General features: G+C 71.5%; 18 protein-coding genes and 1 tRNA gene. 12 read left to right on the plus strand and 7 right to left on the minus strand.

What is annotated here, in order from left to right; translation table 11 throughout:
- Positions 1–70: 70 nt before the first annotated feature.
- The 4 genes from ABZ070_RS15145 (at position 71) to ABZ070_RS15160 (ending at position 2855) form a co-directional block, all read left to right on the plus strand.
- Entirely contained in the window at positions 71–430 is a 360-nt protein-coding gene (locus tag ABZ070_RS15145) for a hypothetical protein (RefSeq protein ID WP_356633800.1), read from the plus strand.
- 387 nt (positions 431–817) lie between these two features.
- Positions 818–2029, plus strand: a complete 1212-nt coding sequence (locus tag ABZ070_RS15150) for a helix-turn-helix domain-containing protein (RefSeq protein WP_356633802.1) — start codon at positions 818–820, stop codon at positions 2027–2029.
- A gap of 56 nt (positions 2030–2085) precedes the next feature.
- Positions 2086–2688 carry an oligoribonuclease gene (orn, locus tag ABZ070_RS15155; protein ID WP_356633804.1) on the plus strand — a complete coding sequence of 201 codons (603 nt, stop codon included), beginning with the start codon at positions 2086–2088 and terminating at the stop codon, positions 2686–2688.
- A 94-nt stretch (positions 2689–2782) separates the two neighbouring features.
- A tRNA-His gene (locus tag ABZ070_RS15160) sits at positions 2783–2855 on the plus strand.
- Positions 2856–3025: 170 nt separating this feature from the next.
- Here ABZ070_RS15160 and ABZ070_RS15165 read toward each other — a convergent pair.
- On the minus strand, positions 3026–4072 hold the full coding sequence (locus tag ABZ070_RS15165; RefSeq protein WP_356633806.1) for a LacI family DNA-binding transcriptional regulator: 1047 nt from the start codon (positions 4070–4072) through the stop codon (positions 3026–3028).
- 267 nt (positions 4073–4339) lie between these two features.
- Here ABZ070_RS15165 and ABZ070_RS15170 point away from each other — a divergent pair, with 267 nt between their 5' ends.
- The 4 genes from ABZ070_RS15170 (at position 4340) to ABZ070_RS15185 (ending at position 9067) form a co-directional block, all read left to right on the plus strand.
- On the plus strand, positions 4340–5650 hold the full coding sequence (locus ABZ070_RS15170) for an ABC transporter substrate-binding protein (RefSeq protein WP_356633808.1): 1311 nt from the start codon (positions 4340–4342) through the stop codon (positions 5648–5650).
- A 3-nt stretch (positions 5651–5653) separates the two neighbouring features.
- The gene (locus ABZ070_RS15175) at positions 5654–6589 is read left to right on the plus strand and encodes a sugar ABC transporter permease (RefSeq protein ID WP_356633810.1); all 936 of its coding nucleotides are present in this window, start codon (positions 5654–5656) and stop codon (positions 6587–6589) included.
- Positions 6590–6599: 10 nt separating this feature from the next.
- Entirely contained in the window at positions 6600–7553 is a 954-nt protein-coding gene (locus ABZ070_RS15180; protein WP_356633812.1) for a carbohydrate ABC transporter permease, read from the plus strand.
- A gap of 89 nt (positions 7554–7642) precedes the next feature.
- Positions 7643–9067, plus strand: coding sequence for a GH1 family beta-glucosidase (locus tag ABZ070_RS15185; RefSeq protein WP_356633814.1), 1425 nt, complete (start codon positions 7643–7645; stop codon positions 9065–9067).
- 118 nt (positions 9068–9185) lie between these two features.
- On the opposite strand, the gene ABZ070_RS15190 is transcribed toward ABZ070_RS15185, so the two are convergent.
- The 3 genes from ABZ070_RS15190 to ABZ070_RS15200 all read right to left on the minus strand — a co-directional run bounded on the left by ABZ070_RS15190 (position 9186) and on the right by ABZ070_RS15200 (position 12951).
- Complete coding sequence (locus tag ABZ070_RS15190) at positions 9186–10664, minus strand: cellulose binding domain-containing protein (RefSeq protein ID WP_356633816.1); 1479 nt, start codon at positions 10662–10664, stop codon at positions 9186–9188.
- Between the two features lie 134 nt (positions 10665–10798).
- Positions 10799–12229: a HAMP domain-containing sensor histidine kinase gene (locus tag ABZ070_RS15195; protein ID WP_356633818.1), complete on the minus strand. Its 1431-nt coding sequence runs from the start codon at positions 12227–12229 to the stop codon at positions 10799–10801.
- Positions 12226–12951 carry a response regulator transcription factor gene (locus ABZ070_RS15200; RefSeq protein WP_356633820.1) on the minus strand — a complete coding sequence of 242 codons (726 nt, stop codon included), beginning with the start codon at positions 12949–12951 and terminating at the stop codon, positions 12226–12228. The genes ABZ070_RS15195 and ABZ070_RS15200 overlap by 4 nt, the downstream gene beginning before the upstream one ends.
- A gap of 78 nt (positions 12952–13029) precedes the next feature.
- Here ABZ070_RS15200 and ABZ070_RS15205 point away from each other — a divergent pair, with 78 nt between their 5' ends.
- Complete coding sequence (locus ABZ070_RS15205) at positions 13030–13557, plus strand: hypothetical protein (RefSeq protein WP_356633822.1); 528 nt, start codon at positions 13030–13032, stop codon at positions 13555–13557.
- A 70-nt stretch (positions 13558–13627) separates the two neighbouring features.
- On the opposite strand, the gene ABZ070_RS15210 is transcribed toward ABZ070_RS15205, so the two are convergent.
- Both ABZ070_RS15210 and ABZ070_RS15215 read right to left on the minus strand, forming a co-directional pair.
- A complete protein-coding gene (locus tag ABZ070_RS15210; protein ID WP_356633824.1) occupies positions 13628–14491 on the minus strand; it encodes a fused MFS/spermidine synthase in 864 nt (287 codons plus the stop codon).
- 132 nt (positions 14492–14623) lie between these two features.
- Positions 14624–15085, minus strand: a complete 462-nt coding sequence (locus tag ABZ070_RS15215; RefSeq protein WP_356633826.1) for a hypothetical protein — start codon at positions 15083–15085, stop codon at positions 14624–14626.
- A 241-nt stretch (positions 15086–15326) separates the two neighbouring features.
- Here ABZ070_RS15215 and ABZ070_RS15220 point away from each other — a divergent pair, with 241 nt between their 5' ends.
- On the plus strand, positions 15327–16742 hold the full coding sequence (locus ABZ070_RS15220; protein WP_356633828.1) for a tetratricopeptide repeat protein: 1416 nt from the start codon (positions 15327–15329) through the stop codon (positions 16740–16742).
- A gap of 55 nt (positions 16743–16797) precedes the next feature.
- Here ABZ070_RS15220 and ABZ070_RS15225 read toward each other — a convergent pair whose 3' ends face one another.
- Positions 16798–17394, minus strand: a complete 597-nt coding sequence (locus ABZ070_RS15225; RefSeq protein WP_356633830.1) for a histidine phosphatase family protein — start codon at positions 17392–17394, stop codon at positions 16798–16800.
- Positions 17395–17529: 135 nt separating this feature from the next.
- Here ABZ070_RS15225 and ABZ070_RS15230 point away from each other — a divergent pair, with 135 nt between their 5' ends.
- Complete coding sequence (locus ABZ070_RS15230) at positions 17530–18441, plus strand: phosphatase PAP2 family protein (protein ID WP_356633831.1); 912 nt, start codon at positions 17530–17532, stop codon at positions 18439–18441.
- On the plus strand, positions 18338–19546 hold the full coding sequence (locus tag ABZ070_RS15235; RefSeq protein ID WP_356633833.1) for a hypothetical protein: 1209 nt from the start codon (positions 18338–18340) through the stop codon (positions 19544–19546). The genes ABZ070_RS15230 and ABZ070_RS15235 overlap by 104 nt, the downstream gene beginning before the upstream one ends.
- Positions 19547–19574: the final 28 nt, after the last annotated feature.

Below are 19574 nucleotides of genomic sequence, written 5' to 3' on the forward strand. Positions count from 1 at the left end.
GCGCCCCACCCGCCCGGCACGACCCCCACGCCCGACGCGACCCGCACGCCCCGCAGGACCCAGCCACCCCATGCGACCCGCCCGCCCGGCATCGCGGCCCGGACCCGCCGCCTCGCCCCACCGCTCCCCCGGCCCTTCCTCCCGGCCCTCCGACCCGGCGGGCGACGTCGTCCGCTGGGCGGCGTTCAGCTGCCTGCTGGTGCCCGTCGTGCTGGTCGTCTACGGGACGTCCGTCGGCGGAGCCGCCCTCGCGGCCCTCGGCCTCGCCGCCGTGACCGCCGCGTGCCGGGTGCTGATGCGCCTCTCGGAGCGGACGGCGGCCCGGTGCCGCGTCCAGGACGGCCGGCCACCCGGAGGGCATCGTTCCCGTACCGTCCCGGGGGCGCGCCGCGGCGCCCGCCACGGCATCGTGAGCGCGCCCGGCGACTGACGGTTTCGCTCACCCGCCACCGAATGTTTTCAGCCAACTTCCCTACAGTGGCCGGTGCTTGTCGAAATGGCCTGCCAACCCCCTTGTCACCAGGGAGGAAAGGCCCGAAGACGGCTCCCGCACCCTACGGGGACGGGCCATGCCCGTGAGGCGCACTTCCCTGCGGGCCCCACGAGTGGAACGCTTCGTGATCGAATGCATCGCGCCAAGTTGCCATGTCGACATAGCGGGGCATCCCGAACTTGTCACGCCGGCGCCACGGGACGCAGTAGATTCGATCATGAGTATCGAAGGCCGGGGGACTCGTGCAGAACCGAGGGGAAACGTGCAGGAGCGAAAGGCCCGAAACGAACGGGGAGACGCGTACTTCGAGGGGGGTTTAGCGTCATGAGTCAGGAATCCGTCGCACCGGAGACGGCACGGAAGCTGTCCGGGCGCCGGCGGCGCGAAGTCGTCGCTGTGCTGCTGTTCAGCGGCGGCCCTATTTTCGAGAGTTCCATCCCGCTTTCGGTGTTCGGAATTGACCGTCAGGACGCCGGAGTACCCCGCTACCGCCTGCTCGTGTGCGGTGGCGAGGACGGACCGCTGCGGACGACCGGCGGCTTGGAACTGACCACGCCGTACGGCCTCGAGGCGATCAGCAGAGCGGGCACCGTCGTGGTGCCGGCCTGGCGCTCGATCACCTCGCCGCCACCGCCGGAAGCGCTCGACGCGCTGCGCCGGGCACACGAGGAAGGCGCCCGCATCGTCGGCCTGTGCACCGGGGCGTTCGTCCTGGCCGCGGCCGGCCTGCTCGACGGGCGCCCCGCCACGACGCACTGGATGTACGCGCCGACCCTGGCGAAGCGCTACCCGTCCGTCCATGTGGACCCGCGTGAGCTGTTCGTCGACGACGGCGATGTGCTCACGTCCGCGGGCACGGCGGCCGGAATCGACCTCTGCCTCCACATAGTGCGCACCGACCACGGCACGGAGGCAGCCGGAGCGCTCGCCCGCAGGCTCGTCGTACCACCGCGTCGCACCGGCGGTCAGGAGCGCTATCTCGACAGGTCTTTACCCGAGGAAATCGGCTCGGACCCGCTGGCCGAGGTCGTCTCCTGGGCGCTGGAACACCTCCACGAGCAGTTCGACGTGGAGACGCTGGCCGCGCGTGCGTACATGAGCAGACGCACCTTCGACCGGCGGTTCCGTTCGCTGACCGGCTCCGCGCCCCTGCAGTGGCTGATCACCCAGCGGGTGCTGCAGGCCCAGCGGCTGCTCGAGACCTCCGACTACTCGGTCGACGAGGTCGCGGGCCGGTGCGGCTTCCGGTCCCCGGTGGCTCTGCGCGGCCACTTCCGGCGGCAGCTGGGATCCTCCCCGGCCGCGTACCGGTCCGCGTACCGTGCCCGGCGCCCTCAGGGGGAGCCGGACAGGAACGCGATGGTGGAGCAGGTCGTGCCCGCCCAGGCGGGGCCGGGGGCAAGACGTGCCCCGGTGGGACCGGCAGGGGCGCCGGCCATGGCGTCGGCGGCCGCGGAGCTGGGCAGACCGGTTCCGGAGGCGTACGCGGCGGGCCACGGCCGAGCCGGACTGCCGGGTCAGCGGAGCGCGCCCTGAGAGCGGAGCCCTCCCGAGGGGACGTCGTTGTTCGCGGGAGCCATAAGGTAGGACGCATGAACGATCGCATGGTGTGGATCGACTGCGAGATGACCGGGCTCTCGTTGACGAACGACGCACTCATCGAGGTGGCCGCGCTGGTCACCGACTCGGAACTGAACGTGCTCGGTGACGGGGTGGACATCGTGATCCGCCCGCCGGACGCGGCGCTCGAGACGATGCCCGAGGTGGTGCGCCAGATGCACACCGCCTCGGGCCTCCTCGACGTCCTGGCGAGCGGCACGACGCTCGCGGACGCCGAGGAGCAGGTCCTCGCCTACGTACGCGAGCACGTCAAGGAGCCCGGCAAGGCTCCCCTGTGCGGGAACTCGGTCGGCACCGACCGCGGCTTCCTGCTGCGCGACATGCCGACGCTGGAGAGTTACCTCCACTACCGGATCGTCGATGTCTCCTCGGTCAAGGAACTGGCCCGCCGCTGGTACCCGAGGGCGTACTTCAACAGTCCGGAGAAGAACGGCAACCACCGGGCGCTGGCGGACATCCGCGAGTCGATCGTCGAGCTGCGCTACTACCGGGACGCGGTCTTCGTCCCGCAGCCCGGCCCGGACTCGGAGACCGCGAAGACCATCGCGGCCAAGTACGTGCTGCCCGCCGAGTAGCACGGGCGGCCGTACCGTCCGGAAACCTGGGCGCGAGCACCCTCTCGGACCCTGTACACTTTTTCTCGGCCGGTCGGGAAAAAGACCGGTCGTGGTGGGTATAGCTCAGCTGGTAGAGCACCTGGTTGTGGTCCAGGATGTCGCGGGTTCGAGTCCCGTTACTCACCCTGAACGATCAAGGGCCCCGGTCTTCGGACCGGGGCCCTTGGTGTGTGCGGGCCCTGGATGCCCATGGAGCCCTTGACGTGTACGGGCCCTGGATGTCTACCGGGAGCCCTTGACGTGTACGGGGCCGGCCGGTGCCGGCCCGGTCACGACGCCTGAGCGCCGCCACCGGTCACGACGACTCCCGCACCACCAGCTCCGTCGGGAGCACGATCTGGGGACGCCGCGACGACCGCTCCGCGATCTCCTGGAGCAGCACCCGGACCATGGTGCGGCCCATCTCCTCCGTCGGCTGGCGCACGCTGGTGAGCGGCGGGTCCATATGGCGGGCCACCGCCGAGTCGTCGAAGCCGACGAGCGCCACATCGTCCGGTGTACGGCGGCCCGACTCGCGCAGCACCTGCCGGGCACCCGACGCCATGACGTCGGAGGCGGCGAAGACCGCGTCCAGGTCCGGGCGGTCCTCGAGCAGAGCGCGCATCGCGAGCCGGCCGCCCTGCTCGGTGAAGTCGGCCACGGCCGTCAGGCGCGGATCGGCGTCCAGCCCCGCGTCGGCGACCGCGGAGCGGTAGCCGTCCAGCCGGCGCTGCGCGCCGTACACGTCGAGGGGGCCGGTGATCGTCGCGATCGTGCTGCATCCTCGGGCCGCAAGGTGCGCGACGGCTTCCCGTGCGCCTGTGAAGTTGTCGGAGTCGACCGCGGCCAGCGTCTCGTCCGCCGAGCGGCGGCCGCTGATCACCACCGGCATGGACAGCTGTTCCAGCAGGTCGGGCAGCGGGTCGCCCGCGTGCATCGACACCAGCAGCACGCCGTCGACGCGGTGCGCCGCCAAGTACTGGGCGAGTCTTTTGCGTTCGCGGTCGCCGCCGGCAAACGTGAGGAGCAGTTGCATCTCCGTGTCGGCGAGGGCCGCTCCGACGCCGCGGACCATGTCGGAGAAGTACGGCTCGGCGAAAAAACGGTCCTCCGGTTCCGGGACGACAAGCGCGATCGCGTCCGTACGGTTGCCGGCGAGCGCGCGCGCCGCCCGGTTGGGCACGTAGCCCAGCTCCGCGACGGCCGCCTCGACCAGCGCTCGGGTCTCCTCACTGACCCGCGGGGAACCGTTGATCACGCGGGAGACCGTGCCACGCCCCACGCCTGCCCGGGCGGCGACCTCCTCGAGGGTCGGCCGGCCGGTGCCCCGCTCCCCGCTGCCGGTACGGATGGTCCGAGACATCGCGTCCGCCTACCCAAGGCTGTCCAGGCTGTCCAGGCGGAGAACATAACGTGCCGGGTCCCTTGACACCCCCTCCAGGAGCGGCCAACCTGACACATCATCGATGGGAGCGCTCCCATGCACCGCTTCCACGCTCCCGCAGGATCCGCACCCCACCACTCCTGACGTGGGCACGGCAGCCGTGCTAGAAGTACGGATCCGACGCAGGAGCGGCCGGGGGCGGCACGTGAGGGGCAGGGGTGGCGAACACCCCCGAAGGAGGACGCAATGCGCAGGACAGCAATCCTCGCGGTCGTCGCCGCGCTCGGCGCCGGGCTGCTCGCCGGCTGTGCCGAGGACGGCGAAGAACCCACCGGCAGCTCCTCCGGCAACGGGGGCGGCAAGGGGAGAACCACCCTCACCGTCGGCGTCTTCGGAGCCTTCGGCCTCAAGGAGGCGGGGCTGTACGAGGAGTACATGAAGCTCCACCCGGAGATCCGGATCGAGCAGACGTCGATCGAACGGAACGAGAACTACTACCCGCAGCTGCTCACCCATCTCAGCAGCGGCAGCGGGCTCGCCGACATCCAGGCGGTCGAAGTCAACAACATCGCCGAGATCACCGCCACGCAGGCGGACCGGCTGGTCGACCTCGGCAAGGCCGAGGATGTCGCCAAGGACACGTTCCTCGACTGGAAGTGGTCCCAGGCCACCACCAAGGACGGCAGGACGGTCGGGCTCGGCACCGACATAGGCCCGCAGGGCATCTGCTACCGCAAGGACCTCTTCGAGAAGGCCGGACTGCCCACCGACCGCGAGGCGGTCGGTGAACTGTGGGCCGGCGACTGGAAGAAGTTCCTGGAGGCGGGCAAGAAGTACCAGGCCGCGGCGCCGGACGGGACTTCGTTCGTCGACTCGGCGTCGGGGGTGATGGCGGCCATCACCGGCAGCAACGAGAAGCGCTTCTACGACGAGAACGGGGAGATCATCTACAAGACCAACCCGGCCGTGAAGGAAGCCTGGGACACCGCCGCCGAATTCGCGACGGAGAAACTGACCGCCAGGCTCCAGCAGTTCACCCCGTCATGGGACCAGGGCTTCTCCAACGGCGCTTTCGCGACCGTCTCCTGCCCCGCCTGGATGCTCGGCTACATCCAGGACAAGGCCGGAGACGCCGGCAAGGGCAAGTGGGACGTGGCCGCGGCACCCAGGCCCAGCAACTGGGGCGGCTCCTTCCTGATCGTTCCCGAGGCCGGCCGGAACAAGACGGAGGCGGCGAAGCTCGCGGCCTGGCTGACCGCTCCCGAGCAGCAGGCGAAGCTCTTCGGCAAGCGCGGCAGCTTCCCGAGCGCCAAGGCGGCCTACTCGCTTCCGGCCGTCGCCGCCGCCGCGCACCCGTACTTCGGGGGCGCCCCCATCGGCCGGATCTTCTCCGAGGCGGCCGAGGGAGTCCCGGTGCAGATCGTCGGCCCGAAGGACCTGGTCATCGCGCAGAACCTGGCGGACATCGGCATGCTGCAGGTCGACCAGAAGGGCCGGACCCCCGAACAGGGCTGGGACGCGGCGACGAAGGCGATCGACAACGCGCTGGACCAGTGAGCCGTGCAGCGACGCGCACCTGACCTGACCGCCCGGCGCTCCCGCCGCTACCGGCGTGATGTGAGGTGGAGCCCGTACGCCTTCGTCGCACCGTTCTTCGTCTTCTTCCTCGCCTTCGGCCTCTTCCCGCTGCTCTACACCGGGTGGGCGTCGCTGCACCGGGTGGAACTGACGGCACCCACCGACATGGAGTGGGTCGGGCTGCGCAACTTCTCACGGCTCCTCGAGGACGAGTTCTTCTGGAACGCGCTGAAGAACACCGTCACCATCGGGCTGATGTCCACCGTGCCGCAGCTGCTCATCGCCCTCGGCATCGCGCATCTGCTCAACTACCGGCTGCGTGGCTCGATGTTCTTCCGCGTCGCCGTCCTCACCCCGTACGCGACGTCCGTCGCCGCCGCGACCCTCGTCTTCGTGCTGCTCTTCGGCCGTGACTACGGAATGATCAACTGGGCGCTGGGCATGGCCGGCATCGACGGCGTCGACTGGCAGAACGGCCGGTGGACCTCGCAGCTGGCGGTCTCGACGATCGTGATCTGGCGTTGGACGGGCTACAACGCGCTGATCTATCTGGCGGCCATGCAGGCGATCCCGAACGACCTGTACGAGTCGGCGGCACTGGACGGGGCCAACCGCTGGCAGCAGTTCATCCATGTCACGGTGCCCTCGCTGCGCCACACGATCCTGTTCACCTGTGTGGTCTCGACGATCGGGGCGACGCAACTGTTCGGCGAGCCCCTGCTGTTCAACGGCGGCGGGGGCGCGACGGGCGGTCCGGACCATCAGTTCCAGACGCTCGGCCTCTATCTGTACGAGCAGGGCTGGGTGAACCTGCACCTCGGCCGTGCCTCCGCGATCGCCTGGGCGATGTTCCTGATCCTGCTGATCATCGGCGCGGTGAACTGGCTGATCACTCGCCGTCTGAGCAAGAGCACGTGAGGGGGACGACATGACCGACACCGCACGCGCCGGCGGTGCCGAGCAGGCAGCACGGGCCACGGCAGCCGCAGACACCGAGCGGGCCGAAGGCGCCGAGCGCACCGGAGGGACCCGGCGCGGGCGACGCGCCGGGCGTCCGGGACGGCAGTTCCACGGCGGCCGGATCGCCTACGCCGTCCTGATCGTGTTCACCGCCGGCTCCCTCTTTCCGCTCGTGTGGACGGCGATCGCGGCCTCACGTACCAACACCCGTCTCGCGCAGACTCCCCCGCCGTTCTGGTTCGGCGGCAATCTCTTCAAGAACCTCGAGATCGCCTGGACCGACGCCAACATGGGCGTCGCCCTGCTCAACACCACGATCGTCGCCGGCTCCGTCGCCACGGGGACCGTTCTCTTCTCCACGCTCGCCGGGTTCGCGTTCGCCAAACTGCGCTTCCGGCTGAAGAACACACTGCTGCTGCTGGTGATCGGCACGATGATGGTGCCGCCGCAGCTCAGCGTCGTACCGCTGTACATGCTGATCGCCGAACTGTCCTGGACCGACCAGCTGCAGTCCGTCATCCTGCCCACCCTGGTCAGTGCCTTCGGGGTGTTCTTCATGCGGCAGTATCTGACGGAGGCGCTGCCGAGCGAACTGGTCGAGGCCGCCCGGGTCGACGGCGCGAGCAGCCTTCGCGTGGTGTGGCACATCGTCTTCCCCGCCGCACGACCCGCGATGGCCGTCCTGGGCATGCTCACGTTCGTGATGGCCTGGAACGACTTCTTCTGGCCGATCCTCGCCCTGACCCAGAACGGCAACCCGACCGTCCAGGTGGCGCTGACCGGCCTGGGGCGCGGCTACATCCCCGACCAGTCCGTGATCATGGCGGGCGCCCTCCTCGGGACCCTGCCGCTGCTGATCGCCTTCGTCGTCTTCGGCAAGCAGATCGTCGGCGGCATCATGCAGGGCGCGGTCAAGGGCTGACCCCTGCTCCCGGCCCCCTGCCCCCGGCCTCCTGGCCCCATCACCCCGCTCCATCACCCGTCGTTCACGCACACCTTGGGAGTTCCGGCATGTCCGTAACCTTTCCGCACGGCTTCCTGTGGGGCACCGCCACCGCCGCGTACCAGGTCGAAGGCGCGGTACGGGAAGGCGGCCGCACCCCCTCCATCTGGGACACCTTCAGCCACACCCCCGGCAAAGTGCTGGGCGGCGACACCGGGGACACCGCGGTCGACCACTTCCACCGCCGCGCCGAGGACGTGGCGCTGATGGCGGACCTCGGGGTGGGCGCGTACCGCTTCTCCGTCTCCTGGCCCCGAGTGCAGCCCACCGGCCGCGGGCCGGCCGTGCAGCGTGGCCTCGACTTCTACCGGGCACTCGTCGACGACCTGCTGGAACACGGCATCCAGCCGGCGCTGACCCTCTACCACTGGGATCTGCCCCAGGAGCTCGAGTCCGCGGGCGGCTGGCCCGAGCGTGAGACCGCCCACCGCTTCGCCGACTACGCGCAGCTCGTCGCCGAGGCCCTCGGCGACCGCGTCGAGATGTGGTCCACCCTCAACGAGCCCTGGTGCAGTGCCTTCCTGGGCTACGCCTCCGGGGTCCACGCCCCCGGCCGCACCGACCCGCTCGCCGCCCTGCGGGCCGCCCACCACCTCAACCTCGGCCACGGTCTGGCCGTGCAGGCGCTGCGCGGTGCGCTGCCCCGCCGCGCACGGATCGGGATCAGCCTCAACCCGAGCGTCGTCAGGGCCCGTACCGAGAGCCCCGGGGATCTGGACGCCTGCCGCCGCATCGACGCGCTCGCCAACCGGATCTTCTCGGGCCCGCTGCTGAGGGGCGCGTATCCGGACGACCTCCGTGCGGACACCGCGTCGCTCACCGACTGGGGCTTCGTCAAGGACGGCGACCTCTCCGCGATCGGCAGGCGGCTGGACTGGCTCGGGCTGAACTACTACGCCCCCGCCGTCGTCTCCGCCTCGGACGGCAGCCCCGCCCACGGCAACGACGGGCACGCCTCCGCCGAGTACTCGCCCTGGCCGGCCGCCGACTCGGTCTCCTTCCACCAGCCGCCCGGCGAGCGCACGGAGATGGGCTGGAGCGTCGATCCGTCCGGCCTGTACGACCTGCTGATGCAGTACACCCGCGAGGCACCCGGCCTGCCGCTGATGATCACCGAGAACGGTGCGGCGTACGACGACGAGCCGGCCGCCGACGGCACGGTCCACGACCCGGACCGCATCCGCTACCTGCACGGCCACCTCACCGCCGTCCACCGGGCGATCTCGGACGGGGCCGATGTCCGCGGGTACTTCCTGTGGTCCCTCCTCGACAACTTCGAGTGGTCCTACGGGTACAGCAAGCGCTTCGGTGCCGTGTACGTCGACTACGCCACCCGCTCGCGCACGCCGAAGACGAGCGCCCACTGGTACGGCCGACTGGCCCGCACAGGGGTCCTGCCGGAGGCCACGGGGGCGGTCCCGGCCCCCGAGTGACCGGACGGCGGGATGTCCGGCCTGCCGGGCCGATGATTGGACCGCGGGAGTACAGGGGCGCGCCCCGGCCGGGTGGGAGTGGGGGGTTCGCCCGGCCGGGGCGCTGCAGGGGGAGGGCCTACTTGTACGCCGAGAACGCCTTCGTGAAGGCCAGCGGCTCCTGCAGGATCGAACTGCACGTGGCGTCCGCCGCCGGCTTCTCCCCGCCCGCGCACTGCTTGTCCCGCGTCGAGGACCACATCGAGAGCCAGCCCAGGTTCTTCGACGTGGCGAACTCCACCAGCTGCGTGGCGTCCTCGACCTTGAAGATCTCGGTGACCACGTCGTTCACGCCGATCATCGGCGTGACGGCGACCGTCTTCCACGCGGCCGAGTCGGACAGGCCGAGCACACCCTTGATCTGGGCCTGCGTCGCCGTGGCCGCCTGGATCGCGTACTCGCCCATGTCACCGCTGTACGCCGGGCCGTAGTCCATCGCCATGATGTTGACCGCGTCGACACGGACGCCGTTCTTCTTGGCGTCGGCGAGGAGGTCGACGCCGGGCTGGGTCAGCCCCTCCGGCATGACGGGCAGAGTGAAGGAGACGTTCAGGTCCGGGTGGGACTTCTGCAGCTGAGCGATGGCCTGCGAGCGGCGCGAGTTCGCGGCGGTGTCGGGCAGCGCCGCACCCTCGATGTCGAAGTCGACCTTGGTCAGCGAGTAGGTGTCGACCACCGTGCCGTACGCCTTCGCCAGGTCGTCGGCGGACGAGCAGTTCAGCGCCAGTTCGCGACCCGCCGCACCGCCGAAGGAGACACGGACGTCGCCGCCCTTGGCGCGCAGCGCGCCGATCTGGGAGGCGACCTTGTCGTCGGCCAGTCCGGTGACGCCGCCCCAGAGTGGAGCGCAGCTGCCGCCGGAGGTGATGAAGGCGAGGTTGAACTCCTTGACGCCGGTCTTCTCCGCCGTGTCGAGCATGTCGTAGGCCGGGTACAGCGAGGTGTCGATGTACGGGGCGTACCGGGCGGCCGCGCCGGGCTTCGGGGTCTGCGTCTGGGTCGTGGTGGGCGTCGGAGTCGGCGTGGACGTCGACGGGGACGAGGGTGAGGACGACGCCGTCGGCGTCGGTGTGGGAGTGGGCTGCTCCGTGGGCCGGCCGGTCGGCTGCGGTGTGGCGCCGCCGTCGGCCGAACACTTGACCTCGTTGATGAGACAGGAGGTCGGGTCGGCGGCCTTGCCGCTCGCGGTGGTGACGAAGCCGACGGTGACGGACGCGCCGGGGGCGAGGCTCTTGTTCCAGCTCGCGGGCTTCACCGTGATGTGCTGCCCCTCGGTGGTGTGCTCGCCGTTCCACAGCGAGCCGATCTTCGTCCCGGCGGGCAGGTCGAACTCCAGCGTCCAGTCCGTCTGTGCCTTGCCGGTCTCGTTGGTGATGACGTACTGGCCGGTGTAGCCGCCGTCCCAGGCGCTGGTCCTGGTGTATGCGGCGCCGACGGCCGCGGCCTGGGCGGTGCCGGTGAGAACGATCGCCGCGCCGCCGATCACCGCGGTCACGACGACCGCGCCGATCGCCTTCGTTGTGACGCTCGCCCTGCGCCGGTGCGTGCTGCTGCCCATCGCGTGCCTGCCTCTGCAAAACGGAAGTCGGGGGGTGGTGCGCTGCACGCTAGCGACACGGAAACGGACAAATGACCGAACATGGACGGCGGTCGGGCTTTTTAGGGCGGGCTTAAGGAAGGCATCGGCAGCGATTAATGCTCAAGGCCCGACGGGTCGCGCCTGCTTCGTCCGAGCGCTGCCTTGCGGCGGCGTCCGACCCGCCCGCGGTGCCCGCTCCTGCGCTCGGCGCGGGACGCCTCGCGGGGGTCGAGACCGATCCAGATCCGTACCTCGGTGCCGCCGAGCACCGAGGAGCCGATCCGTACGTCTCCGCCGGTCGACTCCGCGACCCGGCGCACGATGTCCAGTCCCAGACCCGTCGAGCCGTCCCTGGCACCGCTGTTGCCGCGGGCCATCGCGGCGGCCGGATCGGCGATACCGGGACCGGCGTCCGAGACCAGCACGATGACGGCGTCGTCCCCGTTGTGCACGTCGACGGAGAACGCCGTGCCCTCGGGCGTGTGACGGAAGACGTTGCCGAGCAACGCGTCGAGCGCCGCGGCCACTTCGGGGCGGGCGACCGGGATGCGGACGGGCCTGTCGACACCGGCGAGCCGCACCTTGCGACCCTCGTCCTCCGCGAGCGCCGACCAGAAACCCATCCGCTCCCGCACCACTTCGGAGACGTCGCAGCCGGCGCCGGGGCCGGTCGCCGCCGTCTGCGGCTTGGCTTCGCGGGCGGTGCGGATGATCGTGTCGACCTCACGTTCCAGCTGCGCGACGGCCGCCCGGGTCTGCTCGGCGGCGGCGCTCTCACCGAGCGACGCGGCGTTCAGCCGCAGCACGGTCAGCGGGGTGCGCAGCCGGTGCGAGAGGTCGGCGGCCAGTTCACGCTCGTTGGCGAGGAGCTGGACGACCTGGTCGGCCATGGAGTTGAACGCGACGGCCGCGGAGCGCAGTTCGGGCGGGCCCTCCTCGGGGACGCGCGCCCCGAGCTTGCCCTCGCCCAGGTCGTGCGCGGCGCCCGCGAGCCGCTGTGCCGGCTGCACCATCCGTACGCCGAGGCGGTCGGCGACCGCGACCGAGCCGACGATCAGCGCGACACCCACGCCCGCGAGAACGAGCCAGGCGGTGTCCACGCCGTTGGAGACCTCGCCCTCGGGTACGAAGATCTCGACGACGGCGATCTGGCCGGTGCCGATCGCGGTCGGCTGCAGCAGCGCGGACCCGCCGGACACCTCGGTGATCGAGGCGCGGCCGATCCGCTCGACGGTCTCCAGGTCCTTGCGCGCCGCACGGCGGGTGCCTATCTCCAGTGGCACACTGCCCGCTTCACCGGTCGCCGGGATGTGCACGGCCATCCGGCCGACCGCTCCGGCGGGTGTGGACTCGACGGCACGCTCCAGCGGGCGGCGTTCCGTGGTCACGGTCAGGGTGGGGCCGATCGTCGCGGCCTGCCGCTCCGCGTTGGAGAAGGCGCGATCGCGGGCCATCTCCTTGATGACCATGCCCAGTGGCAGCGCGAACGCGAGCACGACCATCACCGTGACGGCCAGGGAGACCTTGACGAGTGCCCATCTCATGGCCGGTGTCCGTTCGGCTGTCCGTCCGCCTGCCCGCCCGGCGGCTCGAGTTTCACCCCGACTCCGCGCAGCGTGTGGAGGTAGCGCGGCCGTGCCGCCGTCTCGCCGAGTTTGCGGCGCAGCCAGCTGAGATGGACGTCGATGGTCTGGTCGTCGCCGTAGCTCTGCTGCCAGACCTCGGCCAGCAGTTCCTTGCGGGGCACGACCACGCCGGGCCGCCCGGCGAGGAAGGCCAGCAGGTCGAACTCCCTGCGGGTGAGGTCGAGCCGGTGGCCGTCCAGCTCGGCCTGTCTGCGCAGCGGGTCGATGGACAGGCCGCCGACCTGGATCACTCGCGAGGGGGACGTCTCGTCGGCCGAGGAGCGGGAACGGCGCAGAACGGCCGACATCCTGGCCGACAGGTGTTCCGGTGAGAAGGGCTTGGTGAGGTAGTCGTCGGCGCCGTCGTTGAGCAGCCGCACGATCTCCGCCTCGTCGTCCCGCGCTGTGGCGATGATCACGGGTACGTCGGTGATGCCGCGGAGCATCTTGAGCGCTTCCGCGCCGTCCAGATCGGGCAGCCCGAGGTCAAGAATGACCACGTCGAACCGGATATGGGCCACTTCGCGCAGCGCCTCGAGGGCGGTGCCGACGCTCCGTACCGTGTGGGAGGCCTCGGTCAGGTGCCTGATGAGGGCGGAGCGCACGAACTGGTCGTCCTCGACCACGAGCACACTTGGCATGGGCGGCACCGTACGCCATCCGGAGTACGCCGGTCCTGTCCGGGACAAGTCCGGGGCGGGTGGTGCACTATGGCCCGGATGCATCGAGGACTCGTACATGCCATGGCGTGGTCGCTGTCCACCGGCGCGGCGGTGACGCTGTCGTGGTGGGGCGTCCACGCGGTCATGGCCGGCACCGCGTACGACCGGCCGCGTGCCCTTCCGATCACGGCACAGAATTCGACGGCGCAGGCCGCGAAGCCGCAGGAGTCGTCGACGCGAGCACCGAAGAGCCCGACGGCGTCCCCGTCACCGAGCAGGTCGCCGTCGGCCGGCGCTTCGCCGTCGACGTCGAAGCCCAAGCCGCCGTCACCCGCCCCTTCGGCCTCCTACTCCGCCGAGTCGGGAAACGTGAAGGGCTACAACGTCAAGGGCGGCCGGGTCGTCTTCGACATCGGCGACAGCTCGGCGGAGCTGGTCTCGGCGACGCCTGCGGCCGACTGGCAGATGCAGGTGTGGAAGCAGCCGACATGGATCCGGGTGACGTTCACCCAGGACGGCCACGAGGTGTCGGTGTTCTGCACCTGGAACGGCCATCCCCCGATGGTCCAGTTCGACGAACGCTAGGGCCTCCCGGCAGGCTTTGCCCTGTCGCGCAGACACGGCCCGTCACGGCACCGGCACGTGCCCGCTTCACTCACCGGAAGGTGGCGGGCGGGGGAACGGGCGACGGCTTGGCGCTCAGGTCCGTCACCGGCAGCGCCCCACCGGTGAAGTCGGCCAGCGCCCGCCCGTGTTCGACGCGCCCGGCGTACGGGTCGCTCGCGACGCGGCGGGTGAGTTCGGCGACCGGCAGCTCCGCATCCGACGCCAGCAGCACGGCATTGCCGAAGCGGCGGCCGCGCAGCACGGTCGGGTCGGCGGCGAGCGCGAGCTCCGGGAAGACGGCGGCGGCAGTGGCGATCTGGGCCCGCAGATGCGTGAGCGGCGGCCCGTCGGCGAGGTTCGCGGCGTAGTAACCGCCGGGTCTCATCGCCCTGCGCACCTCCGCGAGGAACTCCGTGCTGGTCAGATGCGCGGGAGTGCGCGCGCCGCTGAACACGTCCGCGACGACGAGGTCGGCCCAGCCGTCGGGCACCTTCGCGAGCCCCGCACGGGCGTCCGCCGACCTGACCCGTATGCGCGCGCCGGGATCCAGTGGGAGCTGCGCGCGGACGAGTTGGACGAGTGCGGCGTCCAACTCGACGATCTGCTGGGTGGACCGAGGACGGGTCGAGGCGACGTAACGGGCGAGGGTGAAGGCACCGCCGCCGAGGTGCACGACCTTCAGGGGACGGCCGGGCGGGGCGGCGAGATCCACGGCGTGGCCCAGCCTGCGCTGATACTCGAACGACAGATGGCCCGGATCGTCGAGATCCACGTGCGACTGGGGCGCCCCGTCGATGAGGAGCGTCCACGCCCGTGGGCGTTCCCGGTCGGGTATCAGCTCCGCGAGCCCGCCGTCCACGGCGGCGACGACGGCCTCCGCCGCACCGCCGCCCCTCCGCCTGCTCTTCGCCACACGTCCAGTATCGCCCGCCGCCGGTGCACCCGCCGCACCCGCCCGGCGGCGTAGCGTCGCAGAGGTCCAGGGCAGAGCCCCCCATGTCGGAGCAGCTCGCACGGGAGCGTCGGGGCCGCCCGGCGAAGAAGGTCAGCGGCAGTTGTCGGCGGCCTCGATCAGGCGAGCGGCCTCGCCCAGCGCCTCGCGCAGGACGACCGGGTCCGTGACGGTGCCCGCTTCGGTGTTCGGCGGCAGCAGCCAGCCGGAGCCGGTGACCGGCGGCTCTGCGGGGATGCGCAGACCACGGCCGGCCGTCTGCGTACACGCGCTGCCCGGCACGTCCCATGCGTCGGCCGTGCCCGGCGGGACGAGGAAGCCGAGGGTGTCGCACGCCCCGTCGTGAAGCACCGGCCCCACCGCCGGCGCGGCGGCACGGCGCAGGATGTCCACCGCCTCGAGCCCCTGCCGGGCGGGGACGGTCACCAGGTCGCACGGCTCCACGGGGCCGAGGGCGCCGGAAGGGGGCGGTGCGCTGCTGTCCGGGGTGGGCCAGTGTCCGGCCGTGGTCGCGGGCGTCGCAGACATCGCGGCGGGCGTCGCACTGCTCTCCATGCCGACCTCCAACAAGGGGATCCCCTCCTCGCTCGAGTGGAGACACGAAAAGGCGCCTCCGTACGGTTCAACGCCCGTGCGCGTCAAGGGCTACGGCGGCAGGCCGCCGCAAAGGATGGCAGTTCATGGCAGATCGCCGCCGAGATGTCCCTTTTGTAGTCAAACCCTGCGTGAGTGCCGCGTCACAGCAGGTACGTTCTTGCCCCGCCGGAACACGGCCGCACCAAGAGAGGGCTCGGCCATGGCGTCATCGTCAAAGGCTCCACCGGTCCCACCGGTTCCCAACCTGGCTTTCCGCCGGCTGCGCGGACAGCGCTCGCCGGGTGAGTTCGCGACGGCCGTACGCCGGGCCGCTCGCGAGATCGGTGAGCAGGTCTCCTGCGACGCCCGTTACATCGGCCGCGTGGAATCGGGCGAGATCCGGTGCCCCAACTACGCGTACGAGCGGGTGTTCCTGCACATGTTCCCCGGTCTGGCGCTGACGGACCTGGGCTTCACCGCCCGGGAACACGTGCGGGGGCGGGGGGCCGGCAGGCAGGCCGGATCCGCATCACCGCAACCGCCGGACCGGGCACCGGATCCGGCCCGACCGAACCACCATCCCTGCTGCCCGTTCCACCTCGGCAGCGGCGGAAGTGACAGCAACGAGGAGAGCGACGTGCTGCGTCGCGCATTCATGACAAGCGGCACCGCCACCGTGGCGGCCGCGTCGCTGACGCTCGGACCGGGGTCCGTGCCCGCACAGCGCAGAGTCGGCGAGGCCGAGGTCAACGCCGTCGAGGAGGCCGTGCGCCGCATCCGCCTCCTCGACGACCGGCACGGCGCCGACGGCCTCTACCGGAGGGCGGCCCAGCCGCTGCGGGCGGCCTACGCACTGCTCGACGCGGGGACGGCGGCCCGCAGGTCGACGGCGGACCGGCTGCACGCGGGCGCCGGCGAGCTGGCCATCTCCGTGGGCTGGCTCGCCCACGACTCGGGCCGCTTCGAGGACGCACGCTCGCACTACGCGGAGGCGCTGGCGACCGCACGCGTGGCGGGCGACCCGGCCCTGGAGGCGCACGCGTTCTGCAACACGTCGTTCCTGGCCAGGGATGTGGGCCGGCACCGGGAGGCCGTGCGCACCGCGCAGGCCGGCCAGCGGGCGGCCCGGCAGGTCGCCTCCGCGCGGCTGCTGTCGCTGCTCGCGCTCCGGGAGGCGGGCGGCTGGGCGGGGCTCGGCGACCGGGCCGGCTGCGAACAGTCGCTGGCGCGGGCTCACACGTACTTCGAGCGGGGCAGCTCGGACGCCGACCCCGAGTGGATGTCCTTCTTCGCGGAACCGGAACTCGAAGCCCTTCAGGCCCAGTGCTGGTCGGCGCTGGGCGAGTGGGCCCGCGCGGCCCGCCACGCACAGCGCGCGGCCACGCTCCAGGACCGGCGCTTCACCCGCAACCTGGCGCTGTACCGCGCGGAACTCGCCGCCGACCTGGCGCGCGCGGGCGCGCCCGACGAGGCCGCGGCGGCGGGCGAGCAGGTGCTCGAACTGCTGGGCGAGGTCCGGTCGTCGCGCATCCAGGCGATGCTCGCGGACACGGCGAGGGTGCTTGTCCCCCACAGCCGCACCCCGGCGGTCTCCGCGTTCCTCCACCGTCACGCCTCGCTCCCCCACCACGCCTGACCTCGCTCTCGCGACAGCAGTTGCGCCCGGGGGCGGGCCCCGTGCCGGGTCGGCGTCACGCCTCCTGGTGGCCCGTGTCGTTCCAGCGCTCGATCGCCGGCTCCCCGTACGCCCAACCGAGCACCGACAAGCTCGTCGGGTCCAGCCGGATGCGTGACCCGAAGGAGATGTGCTCGCCCAGCCACCGCGCTCCGAGTGAGCGCAGGATGTGGCCGTGCGCGAAGACCAGCACGTCCCGGTCGGCCGAGCGCGCCCACTCGACGATCTCGTCCGCGCGTGCGGAGACGTCGGCGAGGCTCTCGCCGTCCGGGGCGCCGTCCTTCCACAGCAGCCAGCCCGGCTGGATCGCGTGGATCTCGGGCGGGGTCAGGCCCTCGTACGCTCCGTAGTCCCACTCCATCAGCGCGTCCCAGGGCTGTGCCCGGTCCCCGAAGCCGGCGAGCGCACAGGTCTCGCTCGCCCGTACGAGCGGGCTGGTGCGGACCTCGACAGCGTCCAGCCCCGACCACGGCGCGCGGTGCAGCCGTTCACCCAGCAGCTTCGCGCCCCGCCTGCCCTCCTCGAGCAAGGGGATGTCCGTCCTGCCGGTGTGCTTGCCGAGCAGCGACCATTCGGTCTGGCCGTGCCGGGCGAGGAGGATCCGCGGTGCCATGGGTGGCTCTCCTGAAGTTCACGATCGGGTGTCGTTCCATCTTCCCGTACCTGAACACGAGGCAACCTGCGGGGCGATCCCGGCGTCCCCTCTCCCGGAACGGGCGGGCTTCAACCGAAAACGGAGACACACCGGATGCCGCAGACCGCACCTCGCCACCGGCCCCGCTGGTGGACCGAGCTGCTGCTGATCGCCGTCGTCTACGCGGCGTACTCGGCCGGCCGGCTCCTCGCCCGCGGCGACGCGTCCACGGCGATCGACCACGGTCTGGCGATACTCCGGGCCGAGAAGGCACTCCTGCTCCACGCCGAGCATCCGCTGAACCGTCTCTTCACCCAGGCCCCGGCCCTCGGCATACCCGCCGACTTCTTCTACGCCTCCCTGCACTACGTGGTCACCCCGGCGGTCCTCGTGTGGCTCTTCCGCCGCCACCCCCTCCGCTACCGCGCCGCCCGCACCTGGCTGATGATCGCAACGCTGCTCGGGCTCGCCGGCTTCACGCTGATGCCGACCTGTCCTCCCCGGCTGCTGGACGCGAGCCACGGATTCGTCGACACGATGGCGCAGTACAGCTCGTACGGCTGGTGGGGCGCCGAAGCGAGCGCGCCACGCGGGCTCGGCGGCATGACCAACCAGTACGCGGCGATGCCCAGCCTGCACGTCGGCTGGGCCCTGTGGTGCGGGATCGTGCTGTGGCAGCACGGCCGAACACCGCTCAAACGGACACTCGCCGTCGCCTACCCGCTGCTCACCACGATCGTGGTCATGGGCACCGCCAACCACTATCTCCTCGACGCGGTCGCCGGGGCCGCCGTCATAGGCGTCGGTGCGCTGCTGACCAGGCCCGCGATGCGGCTCACCGACCGGGTCAGGGGGCGGTTCGGTTTCGCCGGCACCGCCTCGTACTCCACCGTTGTCGGTGCCGGATGCGAGACTTCCGCGGGTGAGCGAATCCCTGGACAGCGGACCCCCTCCTCCGCAGGAGCCGACGGCGAGCGGCCCGGCGCCGGGCCGGCCGGCGACAGCACTCCGGCAGCGGCTCGCTGAGCTGCGCGGTCCCGCCGCGCAGCCCCATCCGCTGGACGCCCGCGCCCTCGCGGCCCTCGCCGCCAACCCCGGCTGCAGACGGCGGGCGCTGCTGGACGGCGCCGGGGTGGACAAAGCTGCTTTGGCCACAGCGCTCGGGTCGCCGGGGACGTTCGGGCAGTCGCAGTTCGCGTTCGTGCGGGGCAATGCCTTTGAGGCCAAGGTCAAGGCCGACGGCGGCAAGGAGCTGCTGCGCCTGCTGGGCCCGGACGATCCCGCCGAGGCGCTGATCCCGGACCTGACGGCGGCGGGCCCCGAGGGCCGCGCGGCCCGCACGGCCCTCGCGTTGCGCGAGGCCACCGCGGCCGAGGCCTGGACGCTGCTCGACCACCCGCTGCTCGCACTGGATGTCGCCGGCTCCGCGGCCTACCTGGAGCCGGACGCGGTGGTCGTGCATCCCGACGGCCGGTGGACGGTCGTGGAGATCAAGTCGTTCCCGATGATCGACGCGTCGGCCGACGCGGCGAAGGTGGGCGCGGCCGCCCGCCAGGCCGCGGTGTATGTGCTGGCGCTCGAGCGGATCGCCTCGGTCACCGACGGCGCGCGGATAGCGCACAGTGTTCTGCTGGTCTGTCCCAAGGACTTCTCGAACCTGCCGACCGCGTCCGTCGTCGACGTGCGCAAGCAGTTGTCAGTGACCCGCCGCCAGCTGGCGAGGCTCACCCGGATCGAGGACATCGCGGCCGCCCTACCGCAGGGCGTCACCTTCGACCTCGAAGGCCGCTCGTCCGAGGAGCTGACGGCCGCGGTCGAGTCGGTCCCGCACGCGTACGCGCCGGAGTGCCTGGCCGCCTGCGAGCTGGCGTTCCACTGCCGCGACCGGGCCCGCGCAGCGGGTGCAGTCGAGACGCTGGGCCGTTCGGTCCGCGGCGAGCTGGGCGGTCTGACGACGATCGGCGACGTGCTGGCGGCGGCGCGTGGCGAGTCGGGCGACCCGGACGATCCGGCGGTGGCGGCGCTGCGGCGGGCCGCGGCACTTCGGACGGAAGCCCTCACCGGCGCGTTCGGGCACGCAGCGTCGCCGGTCAGGTCCTCTTTCTGCAGGTCGCCGTCGCGGTGCTGCTGATCGTGGCCGCGGTGGTCGCGCTCGTACT

It is taken from the genome of Streptomyces sp. NPDC006283 (assembly GCF_040613325.1).
GTDB lineage: Bacteria > Actinomycetota > Actinomycetes > Streptomycetales > Streptomycetaceae > Streptomyces.

Bases quoted from the DNA above. Each gene is read 5' to 3' on its own strand.
- ABZ070_RS15220 (WP_356633828.1), top strand. From the start codon at position 15,327: ATGGCGTCATCGTCAAAGGCTCCACCGGTCCCACCGGTTCCCAACCTG.
- orn (WP_356633804.1), top strand. From the start codon at position 2,086: ATGAACGATCGCATGGTGTGGATCGACTGCGAGATGACCGGGCTCTCG.
- ABZ070_RS15205 (WP_356633822.1), top strand. From the start codon at position 13,030: ATGCATCGAGGACTCGTACATGCCATGGCGTGGTCGCTGTCCACCGGC.
- ABZ070_RS15230 (WP_356633831.1), top strand. From the start codon at position 17,530: ATGCCGCAGACCGCACCTCGCCACCGGCCCCGCTGGTGGACCGAGCTG.
- ABZ070_RS15150 (WP_356633802.1), top strand. From the start codon at position 818: ATGAGTCAGGAATCCGTCGCACCGGAGACGGCACGGAAGCTGTCCGGG.
- ABZ070_RS15170 (WP_356633808.1), top strand. From the start codon at position 4,340: ATGCGCAGGACAGCAATCCTCGCGGTCGTCGCCGCGCTCGGCGCCGGG.
- ABZ070_RS15200 (WP_356633820.1), bottom strand. From the start codon at position 12,951: ATGCCAAGTGTGCTCGTGGTCGAGGACGACCAGTTCGTGCGCTCCGCC.
- ABZ070_RS15185 (WP_356633814.1), top strand. From the start codon at position 7,643: ATGTCCGTAACCTTTCCGCACGGCTTCCTGTGGGGCACCGCCACCGCC.
- ABZ070_RS15190 (WP_356633816.1), bottom strand. From the start codon at position 10,664: ATGGGCAGCAGCACGCACCGGCGCAGGGCGAGCGTCACAACGAAGGCG.
- ABZ070_RS15165 (WP_356633806.1), bottom strand. From the start codon at position 4,072: ATGTCTCGGACCATCCGTACCGGCAGCGGGGAGCGGGGCACCGGCCGG.
- ABZ070_RS15215 (WP_356633826.1), bottom strand. From the start codon at position 15,085: ATGGAGAGCAGTGCGACGCCCGCCGCGATGTCTGCGACGCCCGCGACC.
- ABZ070_RS15195 (WP_356633818.1), bottom strand. From the start codon at position 12,229: ATGAGATGGGCACTCGTCAAGGTCTCCCTGGCCGTCACGGTGATGGTC.
- ABZ070_RS15145 (WP_356633800.1), top strand. From the start codon at position 71: ATGCGACCCGCCCGCCCGGCATCGCGGCCCGGACCCGCCGCCTCGCCC.
- ABZ070_RS15180 (WP_356633812.1), top strand. From the start codon at position 6,600: ATGACCGACACCGCACGCGCCGGCGGTGCCGAGCAGGCAGCACGGGCC.
- ABZ070_RS15225 (WP_356633830.1), bottom strand. From the start codon at position 17,394: ATGGCACCGCGGATCCTCCTCGCCCGGCACGGCCAGACCGAATGGTCG.